Source organism: Paenibacillus sp. FSL P4-0184, assembly GCF_038004625.1.
Classification (GTDB): domain Bacteria; phylum Bacillota; class Bacilli; order Paenibacillales; family Paenibacillaceae; genus Paenibacillus_AQ.
Genome location: NZ_JBBORN010000001.1, coordinates 615521 through 637064 on the forward strand (window position 1 = coordinate 615521; position 21544 = coordinate 637064).

Here is a 21544-nt window from a genome sequence, read left to right on the forward strand (position 1 = left end):
AATGTTTAATTACTATGACTAAAAGAAAACTCTTTCTAATTATCGTGCTATTTCTTACTATACTTACTGGATTTCGCTTCCTATGGGTTTGGGCATCGCCTCATGCCATACAACCACAATTAGTCAAAGGAGTTCTCGATTTACGGAATAAAGTCTTAAATCAAGACAAGCTCCTTACCTTAAAAGGCCAATGGGAGTTCTATCCTAATACGCTGCTTCCCACTTTCAATAAAGAAACTCTAAACAAAGCTCCCCCTAAAAAATATATACAAGTCCCGGATCAGTGGAACGATGCCATTCATAATAGCGAAAAGTCTGCTTTTGGCTACGGCTCCTATCGGTTACGGATTCTTGTAGATAAAAACGAAAAGAAGTCTTATGGCATACTCATATCCGGGGTTCGGACTTCTTCGGAAATATATATCAATGGTGAACTACTAGGAAATTCAGGTTCTCCATCTGCCAATAAAGAAGACTATGTTGCTCGTGTATTACCTTACTCCGTATCTTTTACAACGGATAAGACTGAAATTGAAATTGTGATTCATGTATCCAACTACTCTTTATCTCATACAGGCGGTATTTTTAAACCCATTTTATTTGGTAACGAAAAAACCTTAGCACATCAGCGGATCGTTTCCATAGGCCTTCAACTGTTATTATGTGTAGTACTTCTACTTCATGCAGTCTATGCAGCAATATTATATACCATTGGTCCGCGGCAAAAGATGTTGATCTATTTTTTTCTGTTGGTAATTTCCGCTATAACTACAGTACTCATTGATGATGACAAGCTTTTGCTGCATATGCTTCCCTTAAACTACCAATGGAGCTTAAAACTATTAATTATATCTAATATTATGGCTTTTTTATTCATCTTACTGACAAGCAAGCATCTAATGTTCCAGAATTTAAAAATCAAAAGTGTTCGGATCCTGACCAGCTTATCCTTGGTACATATCCTTTTCATAATGCTCGGTCCCGTTGTCCGCTATTACGAATTATTTACACCTATTTTTATCATCAATATAATCGTTCTATCATTAGAAGTTGTAGTTCTCTTTCTGAAATCTGCGCTTAAAAACAACGATGGCTCTATCTTTCTATTGCTATCTATCCTAGCCATAATTAACAGCACTCATTGGGGATTGTTTAAAAATTTCGATCTGGTTGACGTTACCTATTATCCTTTTGACCTGATTATTGCCTTTTTATGCTTTGCGACTTTTGGGTTTAAGCGCTATTTGTGGAATGCTAAGCAGACTGAAAACCTGGCAAAAAGCCTGCAAAGAACCGTTACGCAAAAGGATGATTTCCTAGCTAATACCTCTCACGAGCTGAAAAACCCCCTACATAGCATCATTAATATTGCTGAGACCGTCTTAGACAGTGAGAGAGACTCTTTAATGCATCAGAACGCAAGTAATCTAGAACTGCTAATTACCGTCGGAAGACGTATGTCTTTACTGATAAACGATCTTCTAGATCAATCACAGCTTCGTGAAAGCAACATTCAATTACAGTTAAGAAATGTTCCCATTCAATCCGTAGCTGTTGGCGTACTCGATATGCTCAAGTTCCTAACGGAAGGTAAGCACATTACACTAATCTCGGAGATTCCCGACTCGTTTCCTTCTATTGTGGCAGATGAGAAAAGACTCATTCAGATTTTGTTCAATCTGCTTCAAAATGCTGTGAAATATACGAGTGTAGGCTCAGTTAGGGTCCATGCGGATATTCATAAAGGTGTGGCGCGCATCCATATTACGGATACTGGCATTGGAATGAACGAGGAAACACAGCTTAGAGCCTTCCAACCCTATGAACAGGGTGATTCAAGCCTGACAGCAATAAGTGGTGGAATTGGATTGGGCTTAAGTATTTGTAAACAGTTAGTTGAACTTCACGGTGGAAAGATTAGCGTAAAATCTTCACTTGGCAAAGGCTCTACTTTTACTTTTACTATGCCTCTATCCGATTCAAACATTCAAAAATTCAATTTAGAATTCTCAACAGTGACTGAATACACGGACAAACTATCTCATATTAGGCTATCCGAATTTAACACTACATCTGCTACTTCAACGGATGGAAGAAGACCTAAGATTTTGGCTGTCGACGATGACCCGGTTAATCTGAAAATCCTTACTAGCGTACTATCCATCAAAGACTATGAAATGGTTACGGTAACCAGTGGAATTGATGCTTTAATAAAACTGGATACTGATCAATGGGATTTAATCATTACAGATGTAATGATGCCCCAGATGTCCGGCTATGAATTAACACAGAGAATTCGTGAACGTTTTACTATAGCTGAGCTTCCTATTCTACTTCTGACCGCACGTAGCCAGCCGGAAGATATCTACACCGGATTTGTTTCGGGCGCGAACGACTATGTAATGAAACCCATGAACGCTATGGAGCTAAGAGGACGGGTACGTTCCTTAACAGACTTAAAACAGTCCGTAAATGAACGGCTTCGTCTGGAAGCAGCGTATCTTCAAGCGCAAATACAACCACATTTCTTATTCAACACATTAAATTCTATATCTGCTTTGGCATCTTTTGATACACAACGTATGGGTCACCTTATTGATGCCTTTAGCTCTTATTTACGCTTAAGCTTTAACTTCTTGAACGCTGAGCCGATGATACCGATTGAACACGAGCTTGAGCTTGTCCGTGCCTATCTGTACATAGAGAAAGAGCGTTTTGAGGACAGGATGACCATCAACTGGGAGTTAACAGAAAATCTACATTTTCAGTTACCTCCCTTGACCATTCAGCCACTCGTTGAAAATGCCGTTAGGCATGGTATATTAAGCCGCTCCAAAGGAGGTACGCTTTCAATATCCATCAAAGAACTAGCTGATGACATCGAGATTACAATCGCTGATAATGGTAAAGGTATGACTTCCGAGCAACTTCAGCAACTGCTGAGCAGTCAGTCTAATGTAACAAGAGGGATTGGATTTCTTAATACACATAAACGCTTGTTACGTGTCTATGCTAAGGGTTTGCAAATTAAAAGCAAGGAAGGGCTAGGTACTTCAGTAAGTTTCATAATCCCTTCTGAAAAAAGAAATATGAATCACAAAAATACCTAGTCACAGACAGACTATAACGAACCGAAAAATAAAGAAGAGTTTATTGTTTTTTGCTAAAAAATACTATATTGAGTGGTGAAATAACAATGATTCAAGCAGTATTGGTGGACGATGAACGCCTTGCCCTCGTAAAGTTAGAATTCATGTTAAAAGAAATGGAAGCTGTTCATATCATCGCGTCCTATACAGATCCTGTTCAAGCTATACAAGAAGCTCCAGCCTTGGAGCCTGACGTTATTTTTATTGATATTGAAATGCCTGAAGTGAGCGGACTTCAAGCTGCCGCAATTCTGCAAGAGGTCTGTCCAAACGCTAATATCGTTTTCGTGACCGCGTATAACCAATATGCAGTGGAAGCCTTTGAGTTAAATGCGATTGATTATATTTTGAAGCCCGTGCGACATGACCGTTTATTCAAAACAGTACAACGCTTGGAGGACAGATTGAGGTTTGCACCAAAAAGCACAGAGGTAGCACATGAACTAACGATTCGTTGTTTTCAATCGCTGCGTTTTGAACGAGGAGGACAACCTTTAAACAATCTCCGTTGGAGAACTTCTAAGGCACAAGAATTGTTTGCTTTCTTGCTTCATAATCGCAATCGATTCGTCAGTAAAGATACCCTGATTGACCTACTATGGCCAGATTTCAACCTTAAAAAGGCTTCTACCCATCTCTACACAACCATTTATCAAGTACGACAATGTTTAAAGCAGAGTGAGGTAGATCTGCATATCAGCAACGTCAGTGGCGGGGAAGGGTATACGCTTGAGACCGGGCCGCTTCTAATCGATGCAGCCCAGTGGGAGCACAACATTCTTGCACTCGAATCCATCGGAGAGGACAATTGTGCAGAACATCAAAGCTTATTTGAGCTTTATTCAGGGGATTATTTTGGAGATTACGATTATTTGTGGGCGGAGGGTGAACGACAACGTCTGCGCACCATTTGGCTACACCATGCTATGGGAATGGCCCAGTTCTATATCGACAACAACAGAGTTCCCGAAGCTGTCACTGTGTATCAAAAGGTAGTACAGCTTCAGCCCTATTTTGAACAAGGACATTTAGGATTAATGAAGGTCTACGACAGTATTGGGGAACGATCCGCAGTGGAAGAACAATACAAGAATCTGACGGAATTATTGAAAGGCGATCTAAGTATTGGTCTTCCTGCCGTTGTTCAAGATTGGTATGAACAATGGGAACTACATAACCTTAGAATACGCAGCAAGAAATAGTTTCTATTTAACAAAGACACCCGGATCTATTCGGGTGTCTTTGTTGTTACGATATATTAATTGCTACGTTTGAAACAGCTAGTTAACGAAGCTAGCGAATTACGCAAGATTAACAAACTTGTCCGAAGCAAATTCACACATTGTTCAATAAGCCGCAATTCTAACATGTTGTTGGCAGAGCTATGCCCTATTATCCTAGTTCCGGTTGATCTACGAAGGTAACAGCGGTATCTGAAGTGCTGTGCAATTCAAAGATGACAATCTCATTGTCGCCTTGTTTCAATAGAGGACCTGGCACATACATTGTTTTCTGTGGTCCGATATTCCAATAGCGTCCAAGGTTGAACCCATTAATGAACACGACGCCCTTAGTCCATCCTTCCATGCTCAAGAACGTATCACAAGGTTCATCCACAACCAAGGTGCTGCGGAAGAAGCTAGGTTCCATTTGCCTGAATAAACCTTCAAACTGCAGACCAGATAAATCCGTTAATGGCAACGTATAAGTCGTCCATTCCGACAGAAACTGCCGTCCATAACGTACCCCTTCGGTAATCCCTTTACAATCTCTCATAAAAGGACCATAGTTGACACGTCCTAAATTCTCCACAAGTATACTAACATGGAGCCCTTCGGCCGGAACCTTGAACTCTAATTTCACCTCTGGCTCTACACGATCTAAGGTTGCAGTGAGCTCTCCATTCAGAAAGACTAATGCACGATCATGTAAATCCTGGATGAAGAACTCATCTTTGGGACGAGGTCCTGTAAGGAACGTACTATAATGAATAAAGCCATAATCCTGACCCAATTTCTCCATCGGTTCAGGGTATGCAGAGTGAATAGGTGCAGAAATACGATTCAAGTTTGCGGTAAGTGAAGTCTGCTCCTTCATCTCTACTCTCCCATATGCTCTCTTAGCGACAGGAGCTGGCAACTCAATGGGTCCGAGATCTACATATTTGGAGATCACTTCACGAACTGCATAATATTTAGCTGTCGGCTCACCGGATTCACTCAGTAAGGAATCATAGTCATAACTAGTAATTGTTGGTTCATAGCTGTCAAACGTATGTCCATTCGCTCCGTTGTAGAACCCAAAGTTAGTTCCGCCATGGAACATATAGAAATTAACGGATGCGCCTAAACTAAGTATCTCATCCAATACCTTCGCTACATCCTCAGCCGGACGCGTATGATGCTCCTCACGCCAATGATCAAACCAACCGTTCCAGTATTCCATACACATGATTGGAGCCTCTGGTTGGTATTCACGGAGCTTGTTGAATGCTTCTACTGGACGTGATCCAAAGTTCACCGTCTCTAGCACACCTGGGACCATACCTCCCTGTAACATCGCGTCTTCAGGTCCATCGGAAGTGAATAGTAGTACATCTATCCCACGGGAAATCATGCTGTCTTTTAAATGAGTCAAATAGCGCTTGTCATTGCCGTAACTTCCGTACTCATTCTCAATCTGCATAGCAATGATCGGGCCACCATTTGTACATAACAGTGGTTGTAATTTGGGGAGCAATACATCATAATACGCATCTACATGATCTAGAAATGGCTTATGGTAGCATCGAAGACGCATATCCGAATCAGCTAGCAACCAAGATGGCAGTCCACCAAATTCCCATTCTGCACAAATATAAGGTGCGGGACGAACGATGACATGCAGACCCAAATCTCCTGCCAATTCAATAAACCGGACTACATCTGCCATACCTTCAAAATTATGTTGGCCTTTCTTCGGCTCGTGTAAATTCCATGCCACATAGGTTTCAACCGTATTGAAGCCGCAAGCTTTTAATTTGATAAGACGGTCTTCCCAATGTTCCGGCAGAGTCCGAAAATAATGGATGGCCCCTGAGATAAGCCGTATCGCCTGATCGTTATAATAAAAGGAAGATCCTGAATAATGAAAAGTTGCCATATTCTCAACACCTCGTAATGGTATGATCACTTAAGTAGAATAACTTGCTATCGCTTGATTGATCCGCTCTCTTGCCTCTAAGAGCCATGTTCCCTGATCCCTCGGGTATACAGAGAAGGTCAACGATGTACTCAGACCCTCTTCCATAATGGCTATCGTTGCTTTCTTGCCAATTTTCTGCTCAAGTAATTCTAGTGCGCGCAAATCCTGCAACCCTTCATATAGAACTTCCAGTCGAATGGATTCAATCGGGCCTTCTTCTCCTGGATAGACCAAGTAGGCATCTCCTGAGGGAAATGCATGCTCAGCGTCAGTCGTACGATAAGGGTCCAGCTGCTGATTCAATGAATATTGCGAGTACCAGAAGTTATAACCCCAATGCAAGAAGCCCTGTAATCCGAATTTATACAATTGAAACCCGATTATACGATTTCTAGCAGACGGCATGTTGAAAAACCGGTTGGATACTTGTTCACCTTGAGCGCAGCAATAGTACGTCCAAAGGTCTGGAACCTGATGTTCTAAGAACGGTTCAATATGCGTATTCGCAGGAATCGGCCTTTTCACCAGGCCCTGTTCATACAACTCCAATTCGGACAAAGCGTCCATGATCGGATAACTTGATAAATGTTTATAAATGATCTCACTTGCAGCTCGGTACGATTCCAAATGTTCCTCTCCTGGTTCATCTGAAATATGGAACCAGCTTTGCTGGTCTATTCCCTGCTCTTTCAAATATTGATCTAAGCAAGGTAAAAATTGATCCAAGAAACTACGGTATTCCGCCGAGGATGCGTCCGTATCCCAGCCGAATAGTTGCTGATCTTCACCTTGAATGGTTACCATTATTTTTGGTGCACATTTTGCACCCCATTGAGTAAATAAATGAGAGAACTCAAAGTATTTGAAGCCAAGTCGGCGGCACATCGATACCCAACGAGTAAGCAGATCAAATCCGAATTCATAACGATCTCCCGCTTTAGTCACGGAAATCAATTGAACGGTTGGACGTACTCCACCAATGGCTGTATCCAAAGGCGGTGTAAACAACGGAGTTAAGATCATGTTCATGCCATGCTTAACCATCGTATCTGCATAACGTTCTATAAGGGCCCAATGCGCTTCACTAAATACTTCGACACCATACTTTGTAGCAAGACAATCCACATGGAACCATTCCGTATGAATTAACTGTTGCGGCGGTAGTGTTGCAGGGATAACGGTTAACTCGAATACATCCGATTCACCTAACATCTGCCCTTCAGATGATTGGAAGAGGACCTGAATAGAGCGAAGCCCCGTACTCATTGTTTCATCCAAGGTTATCGTCACCCATAAAGATCGCCATTGTCCCGGGATCGATGAAATAGATTGTTGATCCAGCGTATACAATGGATCTGGATATAATCCCGGCGTAGTTCTTAGCACATCGTCATCATGATTTTTGAAACAAGGCATTTCTGAGGGAACAAGTCCAACGGATCTTATACATATTAGATCTGGAAGAGATGACTTTATCTCTACTGCAATATTCTTTAGAAGTGTATCTGAGGTATAAGCGACTTGGAACGAAAATGTTTCTCCGACAAGTGCGGTTGCACTGTGATAGGATTCATGATTCGGCACTTCATCAGCAAATACCTTAACCAACGAACTTAATAACATCGTCTGAAATGGCTGCGGGGTATTCATCGTTGCTTCACCTCTTCATCATTACAGACACTTTGTGCAAATTCTTTCAGAACAATACTGTTACCCTCGATGCGAGATTGCTCTGCTGCAAAAGCCATAAGGTGACTTTGAACGGAATGATTTGCTGATGTAAGACCTTGAATCTTCCCTTCCGCTCGAACCAGCTTAACAAAATCTTTGATTAACCCCATATCGCCGCCGCCATGACCAACATGACCACCTGCATTCTCGAACGAGATTCTCTCTACCTTACCGCTGCCAAAATGGATCACTTCAATTTCATTCTTCTCCATCGCACCGCGAATTTCCCCCGTGGTACCCATCAGCTTGAGGGTACGACTTACATCTTTGGTAAACGCACTCATTGTAAAAGCTATAGTTACGGAATTAGCAAATTCTAGATTTACCACTTGATGGTCGACGACATCATTATCACAATGATAGACACATCGTCCATAAGGTCCTTCCTGAAGAGCATTCAGGCGGGCTTCATAGCTTGGATCATCGCTAATTGCCGATGTAGGCCAATCCGTATCCTCCGTCAAATATTGATTAGGAGCATAATAGAGACATTTATCTGCTGCTGGGCATCCATCTGTGCAACGTAACGGGGCTCCTTCCGGTGCTTCACTAGATTTGAAATGGGACAGTGAGCCAAAGGAAGACACTCGAACACATTCTGAATCTGTCAACCAGGAAAGAATGTCCAGATCATGACAGGACTTAGCGAGAATCATCGGACTGGACTCATCCTTTTTGCGCCAATTCCCTCTTACGAAGCTATGAGCTTGATGCCAGTAACCCACGTTCTCATTATGTTGAATGGACATCAATTGTCCGATCGCACCACTTTCCAGCAGTTCCTTGATCGTAGAGAAGAAATTGGTATATCTCAATACATGACATATCGAGAAGACACGATTCACTTTAGAGGCCATTTCCCCCATAAGTACACATTCCTTGGCATCAGGGGACATCGGTTTTTCTAATAGTACATGATACCCTGCCTCCAGTGCTTTCATTGTTGGCACATAATGCTGATTGTCTTGGGTACAGATAAATACCGCATCTGCTACTTTCGGGGAGGCAAAAAAATCATCCCAATGGGTAAAGCACACGTCATCAGCCAGCTTATGTCTTGCCTTAAATTTATTTCTCCGCTTCGCATTCGGCTCTGCAACAGCTACAACTTGAAGCTCATTGGGGTGCTGAATCGCATATTCTGAATAATTAATTCCTCGCAGGCCCGCTCCAATTAAAGCAACAGTAACTTTCTTCATCGCAATCTGCTCCTTCATATGAGACTTTATGCTATGTCTGTACTCTATTTTCTTTATTCTTTAACACTACCAACCGTCATTCCTTTTACGAAATACCTTTGTAAGAATGGATACACTACCATAATTGGCAATGCGCCCATGAATATTTGCGCCGTTCGGATCGTCTTCTCACTCAGGTTCTCCATCACCTTGAGCTGCTCAATGGACATCGAGGACATCTGGGCATTGATAGACATAATCAAGGTAGAAAGATAGGTCTGTAGCGGATAATGCTCAGGTGAATTCAGGTAAAGGATACCGTCAAACCAAGCGTTCCAATGCCCAACTATGGTGAATAACCCAATCGTTGCGATGGATGGAAGGGATATCGGTAAATAAATTTGCCAAAGTACTCTCCAATGTCCGGCACCATCAATCGTAGCCGCTTCATCCAATTCTCTTGGAATAGATCTGAAGAAGTTAAGCATCAGAACCATATTCCATACATTCAATGCACCTGGTAAGATAAGTGCCCAAATGGAATCGATTAAGCCTGTATTCTTCACTACGATATACGTCGGAATTAAGCCGCCTCCAAAAAACATCGTAATCGCGAATATCCATACATATACGGTTCTAAATTTAAACTGATCATTCGATTTGGAAAGCGGAAAAGCAGTAATAAATACTAGAAACAAGTTAACTACTGAACCGAGCACTACTCGTTTTACGGAGACTCCCAAGGAACGAAAGAACTCTACCTTTTCTCCTAAATATACATAAGCATCCCAGGAAAAACCGACGGGCCAAAGCTTCACTTCTCCAGCCATCGCAGCTGTATTCGAGCTTAGTGAGATGGAGAGTAAGTGTACAAATGGGATAATGCCGAGTATGGTAATGAAAGTTAACAACAGCGTATTGAACACGATAAATAACTTTCTGCTGAATGATTGTTTATGTAGCACCATCTCCACCTCCTAGAATATGCGGTAATTGTTAAATTTGTAAGCTGCATAGTAAGTTGTTGATACCATAAATAAAGATATTATCGATTTAAAGAGACCCACTGCTGCCGCAGGTCCAAATTGTTGGCTGAACATCCCCAATCGATAGACAAATGTATCTATTATATCTGCGCCTGCATATACAGTCGGGTTATACATAATCAATATCTGCTCAAAACCTGCGTTAAGAATACCACCGAGACCTAATACACTAAGTAAAATAATAATCGGTGCTATACCTGGAAGCGTAATATTAAGCATTTGCTTCCATTTCCCTGCACCATCTACCTCTGCCGCTTCATACAGCGTCGCATTAATTCCTGTGATGGCAGCAAGCATGATGATCATATTGTAGCCCATGCCTTTCCAGACATCCGAGCCAATGATAATCCCCCTGAACCAACCATTATCAAGCATGAACATGATAGGTTCTAAGCCCATAGCGGAAATTAAGCCATTAATAGGCCCATTCAGAGAGAATAATTCAATAATGACACCCCCAAGTACAGTCCATGAAAGGAAGAACGGGAGGAAAATGGCGGATTGAATAAAACCTGCGAACCATTTCTTAGTAAGCTCATTTAATAATAAAGCTAGAATGAGCGGGACAAGCAGAGACAATACCATTTTGATGATAGCTATGACTAGCGTATTCCAAAGTACTTGCTTGAAATCCGGTAAATTAAATACATAACGGAAGTTATCTAATCCCACAAAATCGGATTTAAAGAAACCGGATAACGGCTCAAACTGCTGAAACGCCATAACCAGGCCGGCCATCGGTCCGTAGGCATAAATCAGTGTAACAATCACACCCGGTATTAACATGATATGAAGCGGAAATTCTTTCTTCAGTGATTTCATAGATGCCCTCCTCACCAACTTACTCATTTTAAAAACGGGAGGTGAGTCGTCTCACCCGACTCACCTCACCCGCTTTCTTGTCCCTATGATTTATTTCGTAGCTTCCGTGCTATACCATTCATTGACCTCATCGATAATTTCATTACCGCCAAGTGCCTTCCAGCTATCCACGAATTTATCGAAATCATCAAGAGAACCGCCCATGATAATCTTGGTAAAGGACTCTTGCATCAACTTATCCAGCTGACCGCCCTTTTCCACTACTGTTGGTGTAGGAAGACCGTAAAACTCGTTGTATACAAATTGTTGATTTTCTTTAATTTGTCGTGTTAAGCCCCAGCCACCGTCTTTTGCAGCCCGGCTATAATATTGACCCCAGTTTACACCTTTGGTAGCGCTAGATGTGTCGCCTGCCAGGAAGTCCTTAGTCGCTTTGAAAGTATCCGCAACGGTCTTATAATTTGCATCGTCTATTGTAATTTCAGTCTGATTAGCATCAAGCGCTTTGTTTACTTCCCTGTAAATCGTATCAATATCAACAGGGTTGGCAATCCGTGGGTTAAACCAGTTGTATACATAACCATCTGCCGCTTTGTTCTTATCCTTGTATTTTTTATTACCAACTTCGATGTAGAAATTGAGCATCTTAATCGCTGCTTCTGGGTTCTTCATCTTTTTGTTCACAACGAAAATTTTGTTGCTGCGGATTTTTGGAACGAGTGATTTAGCTGGACCATCAATCCCTGGAAGCTGAATTGCAATCCAATCCGCCTTTGGATCTTTGTCTATGCTGGAGTTAAGCGGCCAGTTCGGATACCACCACTCTCCGTAGGAAATACCCACTTTACCTGCAGTCAGATCTTCTACAGCCTTATTCTCATCCTTTAGTGCAAACTCTTTATCAATAATTCCATCTTTATACCATGCTTGTAGCTTACCAAGTGCAGTCTTCACTTCAGGCTGAATCAATCCCGGTAACAATTTGTCATCGCCGCCTTTAATCCAAGCCGATTGTTTATCACCAACGGAAGGATAAGCACCGAATCCATTAAAGAAACCTCTGACATCAAATCCCCAAAAGAAGAGATTCTTTTGCATGGCGATACCATAGGTGTCATTCTTACCATTCTGATCTGGATCATTATGTGTGAATGCTTGTGCAACTTTCTCAAGCTCATCGATCGTCTTCGGTGCCTGTAAACCTAGATTATTAAGCCAATCTTGACGAATCCATAGTAGCTGCGTGGATAAAAAGGGATCTTCAAATGCAGGAATACCTAATTGCTTACCATCCGCACTGAACGTTTTCATCGCGAATCCACCATCTGAGTCCATATAAGCCTTAAGAGCTGGTGACGCATATTGTGCATAGGCATCTGTCAGATCAGCAAGCATATCTTGCTTTTTAAGTTTCTCATAGTTCTTCTGATCAACTTCTATCACATCGGGTAGATCCCCCGATGCCATGGCAAGCGAGAACTTCTGCTCAAACTGGGCAGAGGGAACGGTCCATTTGTATTTCACTTCAATATTCATCATCTCTTTGAGATCTTTCAGGTAGGCATTTTGTTCCGGTGTTATTCCGCTTGGAGTTCTTGGATCTTCTGGTGGATTATATCCTAGTATTTCTGTAACAGTGACCGTTTCCGGGTATTTCCCTAGTGGATCAGGTGCTGTGGCGCTGTCTGTCGCACTATTCGTAGTCTCTTCCTTAGGCGTAGATGGTGCATTCGCATTTCCATTCCCTTGACTTCCACATGCTGACAATAATGAAAGAATCATCGTTACTGACAAAATCATTTTCCATGGTCTCATTTTTTTCATCTGAACGCTTCCCCCCTTTGTTTGCTGCAATTCTTGTTGTTAATCAGTGTTCCTAGTTATTATTTTAGTCACAGAGGAAACCGCTTTCAATTTCACTTTTTTTACATCACTTTCACTTTATTTACTTATTTTGAATTTCGATAATCCTGTGGAGATAAACCCATTTTGCGTTTGAAGAATGTTGTAAAGTAGGATGGTGATTCAAAACCGACCCGGATGGCGATTTCATTTAATTTCAGAGTTGTATTCTTCATCAGTTGCAGAGCAACATGCAGCTTCGTCGACTGGATATACTCTAATAAATTTTGACCTGTCGTCTGTTTATAATAACGAGATAAATAGGACGGATTAAGATGCACCTCTGCAGCAATTGAGGTAAGCGATAGATCTCCAGATAGGTTCTCCTGCACAAATTGGTGAATTTGTTCGATGATTAGCGTCTTGAAATCTTCCTGCTCGATTCCTCCAGCTTTGTGCATCGTATCCTCAAGTTGACTTAGTTTCTCAAGGTCTAAGATAAGCATGTGCTGACCTAATAAAGCTCTCTTAAGAATCATAGAGCGCACTGCTTCAACTTGAAGATGGATTGATTCCCAATGGTTAAGTAAATCCCCCGATATTCCGAATGAAACGCAGACACTTAGCAGCTCATCACACTCATTCTGTACAGGCTCTAATATCCCTCTCATATAAGCAACGATTCCAGGCCAATTCACCCCTTGATCTGGATAGCCACTACGAAAGCGATTCAGCAATCCTTCATCTGGTTGAAGCAGCCATATGAATACACGATCATCATAAATCACTTCTTCACATGCAATAGATGCAGGCAGGTGATCATGGAAAATACGCTGAACAGACGGAGGCATTTTAAATTTAGGATCATCTAGTCGATCCAAGATACCAACAAGAAAGAACGAAGGACGATCTAATGCAATGCCGAACTCTACATCCTTGTAACGTACATTATTGAGTATAGAAGTAATAGACTCCCCGCTAAGCACCCGCTCCATCAGCTCTTTCTTTAGGAAGGAACTAGCGATTTGATAGTGCATTTGTGCCTTCTCCAATTGAAGTCTACGACGGTTCTCCTCGTCTAGCTTGTCGATTGCTGCCTTCACAGCTTGGAAAATAGGTTCAATTCCTTCCGTTTTCAGAATGTAATTGTCCACATTCTTACGAATCGCTTCGTATACATAATCAAATTCACTGTATCCTGTAAGGAAAATCACTCGGCATAATGGCCAATAATAGACGATTTCGTCCACGAGCTGGAGACCATTCTTCTGAGGCATACGAATATCGCTAACCAAAATATCCAATTTCGTTTTCTTAGCAATTTCAAGAGCTTCGCTTGAGGAGAAAGCTTTTCGTATATCCAGTTCAAATTCTGAGTTATCCTGAAACAGTTGGACTAATCCATTCACAATCACAGGCTCGTCATCTACGATTAGTAATCTATACATAATCACACTTCCTTACTCTCATATTTAACTATCAGTTCTACTCTCAATCCTCCGTATTTGCTGCGTGAGACAAACAAGCCACTATCTGGTCCGTACTTCAATTGGAGTCTATTATTAACGTTGATTAATCCCGTCTTCTCAACTTGTTTCAGACCCATCGCAAGTTTCTTCTGCAAGTACTCTATTTCCTCATCTTTTAAAAGATTGCCGTTATCTTCAATCGTGATAATTACTTTTCCCTCTTCGCATTCGGCACCAATATAGACAACCCCTTGTCGGGAGTCGTCTTCGAAAGCATGCTCGAACACATTCTCAACAATCGGCTGAATAATCAGCCTCGGTACTAAAATCGCATTCGCCAAAACGGGTATTTCTTCATATTCGAAAGAAATACGATTCGAGAAGCGAATACACTGAATTTCACAATAATCAAGCGCATGCTGATACTCCTTAAAGAATGCCACCTCGTCCGCTCCACTTCTTGTGATGTATTGGTAGTAGCTCCCTAGCTTTTGTGAGAGCTCAGCCGCACTATCGGAATCTCCTACTTTACACATCATGTAAATATTAAAGAAGCTGTTATAGAGAAAATGCGGGTTAATCTGTGACTGCAATTGCTTCAACTGCGAATGCTGCAGGGCAATCTTCTGTTCATAATTTTCCTCAATAGAACGCTTAAGTCTAGAAGCCATGCGATTAAAACTATTAAATATATAGTAAAACTCATCTTTGGTCTTTGACTCGATGACTAAATCAAGATTATCCGTTTCTACCATACGGAATGTCTTAACCAATTTCGATAAGGGCCTATGAATCATTAGATTTACCGAATAAGAATAAAGTATCATTACCACAATAGCGATGACGAAAGAGGCATATAGTAGTGTATTAAATTGGCTTAAGGGCCTTGTGATTTCATTCTGATTCACGTACATAATCAAGGATAGATTCAAAGAACTGATAAAGTTATGGGCAATAAAGTAACTTTTACCGTTCACCTTGTTTATTTCTGGGATATCGGAATTAAACTGATCCTGTTTGGTGATGAGCCTAAGGACCTCAGTAGATACTAACTGATCGTCTGTAGTAGATAGAATATTGCCCAGCTCATTACTTCCCAGAAATACCTCCGATTCTTGATATAAGGTTGCGATTTGATTTAGTGCCTCCAATAGCTTACCTTTTGAGATTTCAATATACGACCAAAGCTCCGCATTATCTCCTGTTTCTATAAGGAAAATCGCATCACCGCTCCGATAGAATGAAGGCTTCTGCTTAACGTTAAGTAACGAGGAAATTTTTTCGTACTCCATATTAGGAATAGACGTGATCCCGGTCTTACCAGAGATCGTTTTTCCCAGAGACTTAATATATACCCCGGCGTTAACCACATATTCGCTTGAGGCAATGATCCGATTCAATAGATCTTCAGCATTACCGATTAATTCTACTTCTTCATACTTTTCTAAACTTTTGCCTCGGAAACTAAGCTTCTGTATGTTTTTATCTTCTTGAAATTGTAATTGTTGATTGCGGATGAAATATATCTCTTTATCCAGTTGCTTGGAATAGAATGACGCCCCAGCCAGAGATGAGTCCAAAATCGTATTTTTGGTGAATGACATCCCCTTATAATTCACCCAAATATTCATCGATATGAGCGGAATCAAAAAGACGATAAATACGATGACAACTTTCTGATAGACGAACCATTTTACTTTTCCCGTAGCCAGCAGCTTCATTCTCTACCTCCGTATCTACTCATTTTGAGCCCTTAAAGCTATAAAAAAGACCCGTAAAGTAGTCCTTTCCTCAAGGGAGGATTTTACGGGTAATGACTATTCTTTTAATTATAGATAGACTATCATCACGTCATGCTAAGAAGACTTTCATCCCATCATAGGAAATGATGAAATTCTCCTCTGCTGTATTCTTAACTAAAGTATCATGCAACTCTGCGCTGTAGTGAGAGAAATGAGTCAGAATAAATGATGTACTAGTATCACAACTATTTTGGTCAAGCAAACGTTCTCTTACTATCCGACAACCGGAGATCCCCATATGATAATCATATCTATCCTCTAGCCCATAATTACAATCCAGACTAACAACGTCCAGGTGCTTATCACGTAGATAATTGAAGGTTTCATCACTGAATATACCACTATCATTGCCGTATAAGAATCTTGTGTTATTCTGCTCAAGTAGATAGATAAAGCTATGTTCATCCGGCTTGTGATGGGCTGGCAATGCGGTTACTGTCACTTCTCCAAGAGTGAAGGGCATGAAAGGCTGTATGATATGAAACTCGTAAAAAGGATCTTCAATCGTATCGGTTCCATAATCATAGCGAAGAGCTGATTTCATCGTTTCTTCTACCGTTTCATTTCCGTAAATATGCAGTTTTTTTCCACTCTCCTGCAGCTGACAATACCAATGTTCATGCCTCATCATGAGCTCTGCTGCTGCAAAATGATCAGTATGCGAATGCGTAACAATCAAATGATTAACTTTCCCCAAATCCAATTTGTAACGAAGCTTATTCATATACATATCAGGTGAGAAATCCAGCAGCAAATCAGAGTTAATAAGCGCTCCTGTACGAGCGCGAATATTCTTGCCACCAAGCTCCATCGCCATAGAGCAACGTTCACATTGACAAAATAAAGCTGGATAACCCTCGCTTGCTCCAGTTCCTAAATACATAAATTCCATGGTATCATCTCCCAGCGCATTTTATGATAGCGCTTACTAATTAGTAAAAAAAAGATATATGCTAAATAGTGTCGCTGGCGCTACATTACGAATAATGAGTGAAAATCCCATTTTCGTCAAGGTTCACTTCGTTGGGAGTTGGGTAGTAAGTGAAGAAGGTTATGAAACGAGTAGCCATAGACCAAAAAAAAGCAAGGCTCCTCCAATAACAGGAGGAGCCTTGCTCCGTTGACTTTTATCCTATGGGTGTTGAGTGCCGGGACAGCACCCTTATCATTACGATATATTAATTACTTCGTTTAAATCTTCGAGCTAACACAAATCCCACAAGAACTAGACCTCCACCTACTAAGTAAATAGGAAGTGCACTGTCTTCTCCCGTTTTCGGAAGCTCTGTTGGTTTATTGCTGTTATCCCCTGGTTCTTTCACAGTACCTGTCGGTACTTCCTCGACATCAATCTCGATCTCAATCTCTTCTTCATTTCCATTCTCATCTGTCACAATGATCGTGAACTTGTCTTTGCCAATGAAGCCTGGATCTGGTGTATAAATCCACTTGCCATCTTTAGTAATTGTCACCTTACCATGATCTGGCTTTTCACCGACACTCGGCACGCCCCCAAGTGGGATTTCACCTTCAAGAGGAACTTCCTCATCTGTAGTCAGTTTCTCTACAGGTGGCGTCACTTTCGGAACAACAGGAGCGCTAGTTGGCACCGCCGTGATAACCGGTGTTGCTGTTACTGTTGGTGTCACAGTTGGCGTTGCCACCACTGGTGTTGGGGATGGAGTAGCAGTAACGATTACTCCCGGTATTGACGTCGGAGTCGACACAGGGAAAATTGGATTGTCTGGCGTTGACGTAGGTGTTACTGTCGACACAGGTGTTTCCGTCGGCGTTGCCGTCGGTGTTGTTGTTGGTGCTGTTGTTGGCGCTGTTGTTGGTGCTGTTGTTGGTGCTGTTGTTGGCGCTGTTGTTGGCGCTGTTGTTGGTGCTGTTGTTGGTGCTGTTGTTGGCGCTGTTGTTGGTGCTGTTGTTGGTGCTGTTGTTGGTGCTGTTGTTGGTGCTGTTGTTGGTGCTGTTGTTGGCGCTATTGTTGGTGCTGTTGTTGGCGTCACTATCTTTTGATTCGTTACAGTCATATCTGTAACTGTTGTTGAACTAAATTTCACCTCATATTTATTTGCATCCTTGATATATCCAATAGGTGCCGTTTTTTCTTGCAAGAAGTATTTACCAGGCCGGAGATCTTTAAATACTGTTTTACCGTCTTTATCTGTCGGAATAGATGTGCTAAATAAAACCTCTTCCGATCCAGACACGCGATATAAATTGAAGATAGCTCCTTCAAGAACTTTACTATTATCTGCTGCATCTACTTTCTTGACAGCTAATTCTTTTCTAGTCCCTTGTCCAATTCCACTAGAATCCGAAAATACTACAGTTACACTTGATTCTTTGGATTGGGTTTCCGTTTGGGATCCATTACCACTAAATTTAACAGAGTTACTAATTTTCCCACCATTTTTCGCCTCTAAAATTATAGAGTCATACTTCAAAATAAAAGGTTTCTCAATCGTTTTATTGAACTTCAATTTAAATTGCTCTGCACCTGTCTTGTCATCCTTTGTAAATTCAAGCGTATAATCCTTGTCCGCTCCTTGAATGAGTGCTGGACCAGATTCATTGACTGTGCCATCCTTTAAAATTGTTGTCGGCAGCAACCGGAATGACTCCGGCAAGAACATTTGATTAGCGTCCGGATTATCAATGATTTGTGCATCTTCTACAAGAGATTGGTTATAGTTGATCTTTAAAGTCCAATTTAGTTTTGTCTCATTTTTAGGGTCCTGTACTCCTGACTTGGTAACATATTGATCATTTTTACCACCGTTTGGAATGCTAACTTCACTTTTCAAATCTTTTGATACAGGCACACCATTGTCAGACAGCTTAGCTGTATTGTAAATCGTTCCATTCTCGACCACTTGATCCTTTAAGCTGGTGCTGAATTTAATCAAATAAGGCTTAGCAATTTTTTCATTAAAGCTTATTTTCAACAATTTAGTCGTTTTATTGTAATCTACAGAATATAGTTTGGGATTAGAGCTGGCAGTAACAGTGACTTCTTTTCCTACTTTAGGGTTACCACTGCTTTCTATCGAAAGTTCATAAACCTTTATAGATCCCTCTATCAACTGCTGTTTATCTTCTAACGTATCAACAAGCACAGCTTTATCAAGCTCTTTGCTATTGTAGTTAATCCCTATTTCCCAAGAAATCTCTTTGGTTTGAGCGTCATAGGAACCGTTTTTGTAGCCATTATTCTTTGCTTTTGAATCAGGATAGAATGTATCCTCAACCGTGATGGTTTTCGTTTCTGTAGGTTTGGACGGGTCATTCCATACAACAGAAGCTCTATTCAAAAATTTCACTTCGTTCTTAACCCAATCATATACAGTCCCATTACTATTCTTCAACCAATCATTATTGAAATACGTTTTGTAAGTAATTGTATAAGTCTTATCTATTGATGAGTTGAATTTCACGGTAAAACCTTCTGTAGGTTTTGAATCATCAAGAGTATACATAGAAGAGTCCACTAGTTTACCGCTATCATCTTTGATAACAAACCCAACATCAGTAAATTTCAAACCTCTGTTAGGGAAGGTATCCGTAATCACTACATTATTCATTACTTTTTTATCACTATTAATTTTTATTGTCCAGCTTATAGTTTTATCAGCGTAATTAGCCTGTCCAACCTTCTTGGAGATAATATCTTGATTAAGTGTCCCGCTCGCAGGCTTGTCATTAGTAACACCATTAACTATAGTAGTAACAGTATTTGAAACCTTTGTTGCTTCTTCGATGCGATCTTTCGCCCGGGTCTGATACTCGATCTTGTAAGCATTCGAAATATTATTATTAAATGATAATTCGAAATTTTTCAGCCCTGCTTTCGGAGCTAAAGTATTCTCAGATACTGTGTAGTCAGTTACTAAAACTTTATCAGGATTATCTTTAGACTTAGTGAAATCTAATTTATATACCTTCAGAGAGCTAGGTACAAACTGTTGAGAGTCCGTATAATAATCGAACAATTTGGCATCTGCTTTAGAGATCGATTTTTCACCATAATTGTACTCAATCGCCCAATAAGTGTCCTGTGTCACGGAATTATAACTGAGAAAAGATTTCTTCAATAATGCTCCATGATTAAGAGATACACTTGCATTATCTGAAAAAGGTCCTGTATTATTCCCCTTGAAAGTTGCCGTGTTTACAAAAGTGGTTTTAGTATCATCAATAACATCCGTAACGTATTCAATACGGTATGCTTCCGTAATAGGTGTATTAATATCAGGGGTAATAAACTTTACCTCTAGGGTGTTCCCCACTAGAGTTGCAGAATATTGACTATTGTTTAAAGGAGCACCCGGAGATACAGTACCGTTTAACGCTACATTAAGCTTACTGACCTTGATATCACTTATATCAGTTAAAGCTAAACCCGTAGGGATTACATCAGTTACAGCAGCTCCATATACACTATCCATAACTTTGTTCACATCAACAGTCCATTTAATCTGTTTGGCATTATAATTTCCTTGATTAGTGCCTACCGCAACTCCATCTTTGTCAATAGTAGAACTAACCTCAGGTTTAAATTGAACTGTAAACTCCTGCTCTGCACCACCATTTATCGGAAACTTAATCGTATAGGGTATAGTATCCGTAAACTTTGTTGTGTCAAAACGAGTCTCCACTTCAATTGCACCTTTGACATCGAAATATTCTCCGACTTCACCGGTGAATGTTAAGGTAACTTTGTTAGGACTCCCTTTTATAATGTCGTAATGCCCCAGTTCTTGCCCTTCAATCATAATCTTTTTATTCAAAAAGTCTTTCTCGAGCACAAACCCTTCTGGTAGTTCAAATGTAAAAGTATCACCTGCAACATAATCACTTCCATCTGGAACCGCCCAGTTATAGTTCAACTTCACGGTGGAGCTCAGCTTGTAAACAGAATCTGTGACCTGTACCCCATTCTCATATACAGACATCGTCACACTTGTAATGATATTAGCACTGTTCTCAATCGCCTTTGCTTTGACCTGAGAATCGAAGCCAAAAGCATTGAAAAACTGCGTACTAAGAAGTATTACTACCATCCATAAACCAATTTTCTTTTTCCACATAAAACGAAAGTCCTCCTTCTTCCTATAAAAGTACTTACTCGACTATTTCTAAGTTGTTTGTTCTCCAAATACTTCAATAATCTCCCTTCGATTGTAATTTGCCGACATGAACAATTTCTGAACAGATCTGAAATTTCGCCAGAATTGGCTCAATTAGCAAATTTTTTGAATAACAAAAAAGCCCTGACAGTGAGTTCACTGTCAGGGCTTCCTCTAAGTATTAGTA

The 21544-nt window shown here is 40.8% G+C and carries 12 protein-coding genes; 2 read left to right on the top strand and 10 right to left on the bottom strand.

Annotated features, from left to right (window positions below):
- Positions 1–14 precede the first annotated feature (14 nt).
- Positions 15–3110, top strand: a complete 3096-nt coding sequence (locus MKY52_RS02545) for a hybrid sensor histidine kinase/response regulator (protein WP_341049661.1) — start codon at positions 15–17, stop codon at positions 3108–3110.
- 86 nt (positions 3111–3196) lie between these two features.
- Positions 3197–4351: a response regulator gene (locus tag MKY52_RS02550; RefSeq protein ID WP_076298232.1), complete on the top strand. Its 1155-nt coding sequence runs from the start codon at positions 3197–3199 to the stop codon at positions 4349–4351.
- A gap of 190 nt (positions 4352–4541) precedes the next feature.
- Here MKY52_RS02550 and MKY52_RS02555 read toward each other — a convergent pair whose 3' ends face one another.
- The 10 genes from MKY52_RS02555 to MKY52_RS02600 all read right to left on the bottom strand — a co-directional run bounded on the left by MKY52_RS02555 (position 4542) and on the right by MKY52_RS02600 (position 21318).
- A complete protein-coding gene (locus MKY52_RS02555; RefSeq protein WP_341049662.1) occupies positions 4542–6290 on the bottom strand; it encodes a glycoside hydrolase family 35 protein in 1749 nt (582 codons plus the stop codon).
- 30 nt (positions 6291–6320) lie between these two features.
- The gene (locus MKY52_RS02560) at positions 6321–7982 is read right to left on the bottom strand and encodes a DUF4091 domain-containing protein (protein ID WP_341049663.1); all 1662 of its coding nucleotides are present in this window, start codon (positions 7980–7982) and stop codon (positions 6321–6323) included.
- Positions 7979–9262 (bottom strand): Gfo/Idh/MocA family protein, encoded by a 1284-nt coding sequence (locus MKY52_RS02565; RefSeq protein WP_042125112.1) that lies wholly within the window; start codon positions 9260–9262, stop codon positions 7979–7981. The genes MKY52_RS02560 and MKY52_RS02565 overlap by 4 nt, the downstream gene beginning before the upstream one ends.
- Before the next feature lie 53 nt (positions 9263–9315).
- The gene (locus MKY52_RS02570; RefSeq protein ID WP_042125110.1) at positions 9316–10209 is read right to left on the bottom strand and encodes a carbohydrate ABC transporter permease; all 894 of its coding nucleotides are present in this window, start codon (positions 10207–10209) and stop codon (positions 9316–9318) included.
- A gap of 9 nt (positions 10210–10218) precedes the next feature.
- Positions 10219–11109 (bottom strand): ABC transporter permease, encoded by an 891-nt coding sequence (locus MKY52_RS02575; RefSeq protein ID WP_341049665.1) that lies wholly within the window; start codon positions 11107–11109, stop codon positions 10219–10221.
- Positions 11110–11199: 90 nt separating this feature from the next.
- The gene (locus tag MKY52_RS02580; RefSeq protein WP_341049667.1) at positions 11200–12933 is read right to left on the bottom strand and encodes an extracellular solute-binding protein; all 1734 of its coding nucleotides are present in this window, start codon (positions 12931–12933) and stop codon (positions 11200–11202) included.
- 125 nt (positions 12934–13058) lie between these two features.
- A complete protein-coding gene (locus tag MKY52_RS02585) occupies positions 13059–14399 on the bottom strand; it encodes a response regulator transcription factor (protein ID WP_042125104.1) in 1341 nt (446 codons plus the stop codon).
- A 2-nt stretch (positions 14400–14401) separates the two neighbouring features.
- Entirely contained in the window at positions 14402–16141 is a 1740-nt protein-coding gene (locus MKY52_RS02590) for a sensor histidine kinase (protein WP_042125102.1), read from the bottom strand.
- Between the two features lie 130 nt (positions 16142–16271).
- On the bottom strand, positions 16272–17114 hold the full coding sequence (locus MKY52_RS02595) for an MBL fold metallo-hydrolase (protein WP_042125099.1): 843 nt from the start codon (positions 17112–17114) through the stop codon (positions 16272–16274).
- A 286-nt stretch (positions 17115–17400) separates the two neighbouring features.
- On the bottom strand, positions 17401–21318 hold the full coding sequence (locus tag MKY52_RS02600) for a collagen binding domain-containing protein (protein ID WP_341049669.1): 3918 nt from the start codon (positions 21316–21318) through the stop codon (positions 17401–17403).
- Positions 21319–21544: the final 226 nt, after the last annotated feature.

Coding starts and splice junctions, on each gene's coding strand:
- MKY52_RS02545 (WP_341049661.1), top strand. CDS start 15: ATGACTAAAAGAAAACTCTTTCTAATTATCGTGCTATTTCTTACTATA.
- MKY52_RS02550 (WP_076298232.1), top strand. CDS start 3,197: ATGATTCAAGCAGTATTGGTGGACGATGAACGCCTTGCCCTCGTAAAG.
- MKY52_RS02555 (WP_341049662.1), bottom strand. CDS start 6,290: ATGGCAACTTTTCATTATTCAGGATCTTCCTTTTATTATAACGATCAG.
- MKY52_RS02560 (WP_341049663.1), bottom strand. CDS start 7,982: ATGAATACCCCGCAGCCATTTCAGACGATGTTATTAAGTTCGTTGGTT.
- MKY52_RS02565 (WP_042125112.1), bottom strand. CDS start 9,262: ATGAAGAAAGTTACTGTTGCTTTAATTGGAGCGGGCCTGCGAGGAATT.
- MKY52_RS02570 (WP_042125110.1), bottom strand. CDS start 10,209: ATGGTGCTACATAAACAATCATTCAGCAGAAAGTTATTTATCGTGTTC.
- MKY52_RS02575 (WP_341049665.1), bottom strand. CDS start 11,109: ATGAAATCACTGAAGAAAGAATTTCCGCTTCATATCATGTTAATACCG.
- MKY52_RS02580 (WP_341049667.1), bottom strand. CDS start 12,933: ATGAAAAAAATGAGACCATGGAAAATGATTTTGTCAGTAACGATGATT.
- MKY52_RS02585 (WP_042125104.1), bottom strand. CDS start 14,399: ATGTATAGATTACTAATCGTAGATGACGAGCCTGTGATTGTGAATGGA.
- MKY52_RS02590 (WP_042125102.1), bottom strand. CDS start 16,141: ATGAAGCTGCTGGCTACGGGAAAAGTAAAATGGTTCGTCTATCAGAAA.
- MKY52_RS02595 (WP_042125099.1), bottom strand. CDS start 17,114: ATGGAATTTATGTATTTAGGAACTGGAGCAAGCGAGGGTTATCCAGCT.
- MKY52_RS02600 (WP_341049669.1), bottom strand. CDS start 21,318: ATGTGGAAAAAGAAAATTGGTTTATGGATGGTAGTAATACTTCTTAGT.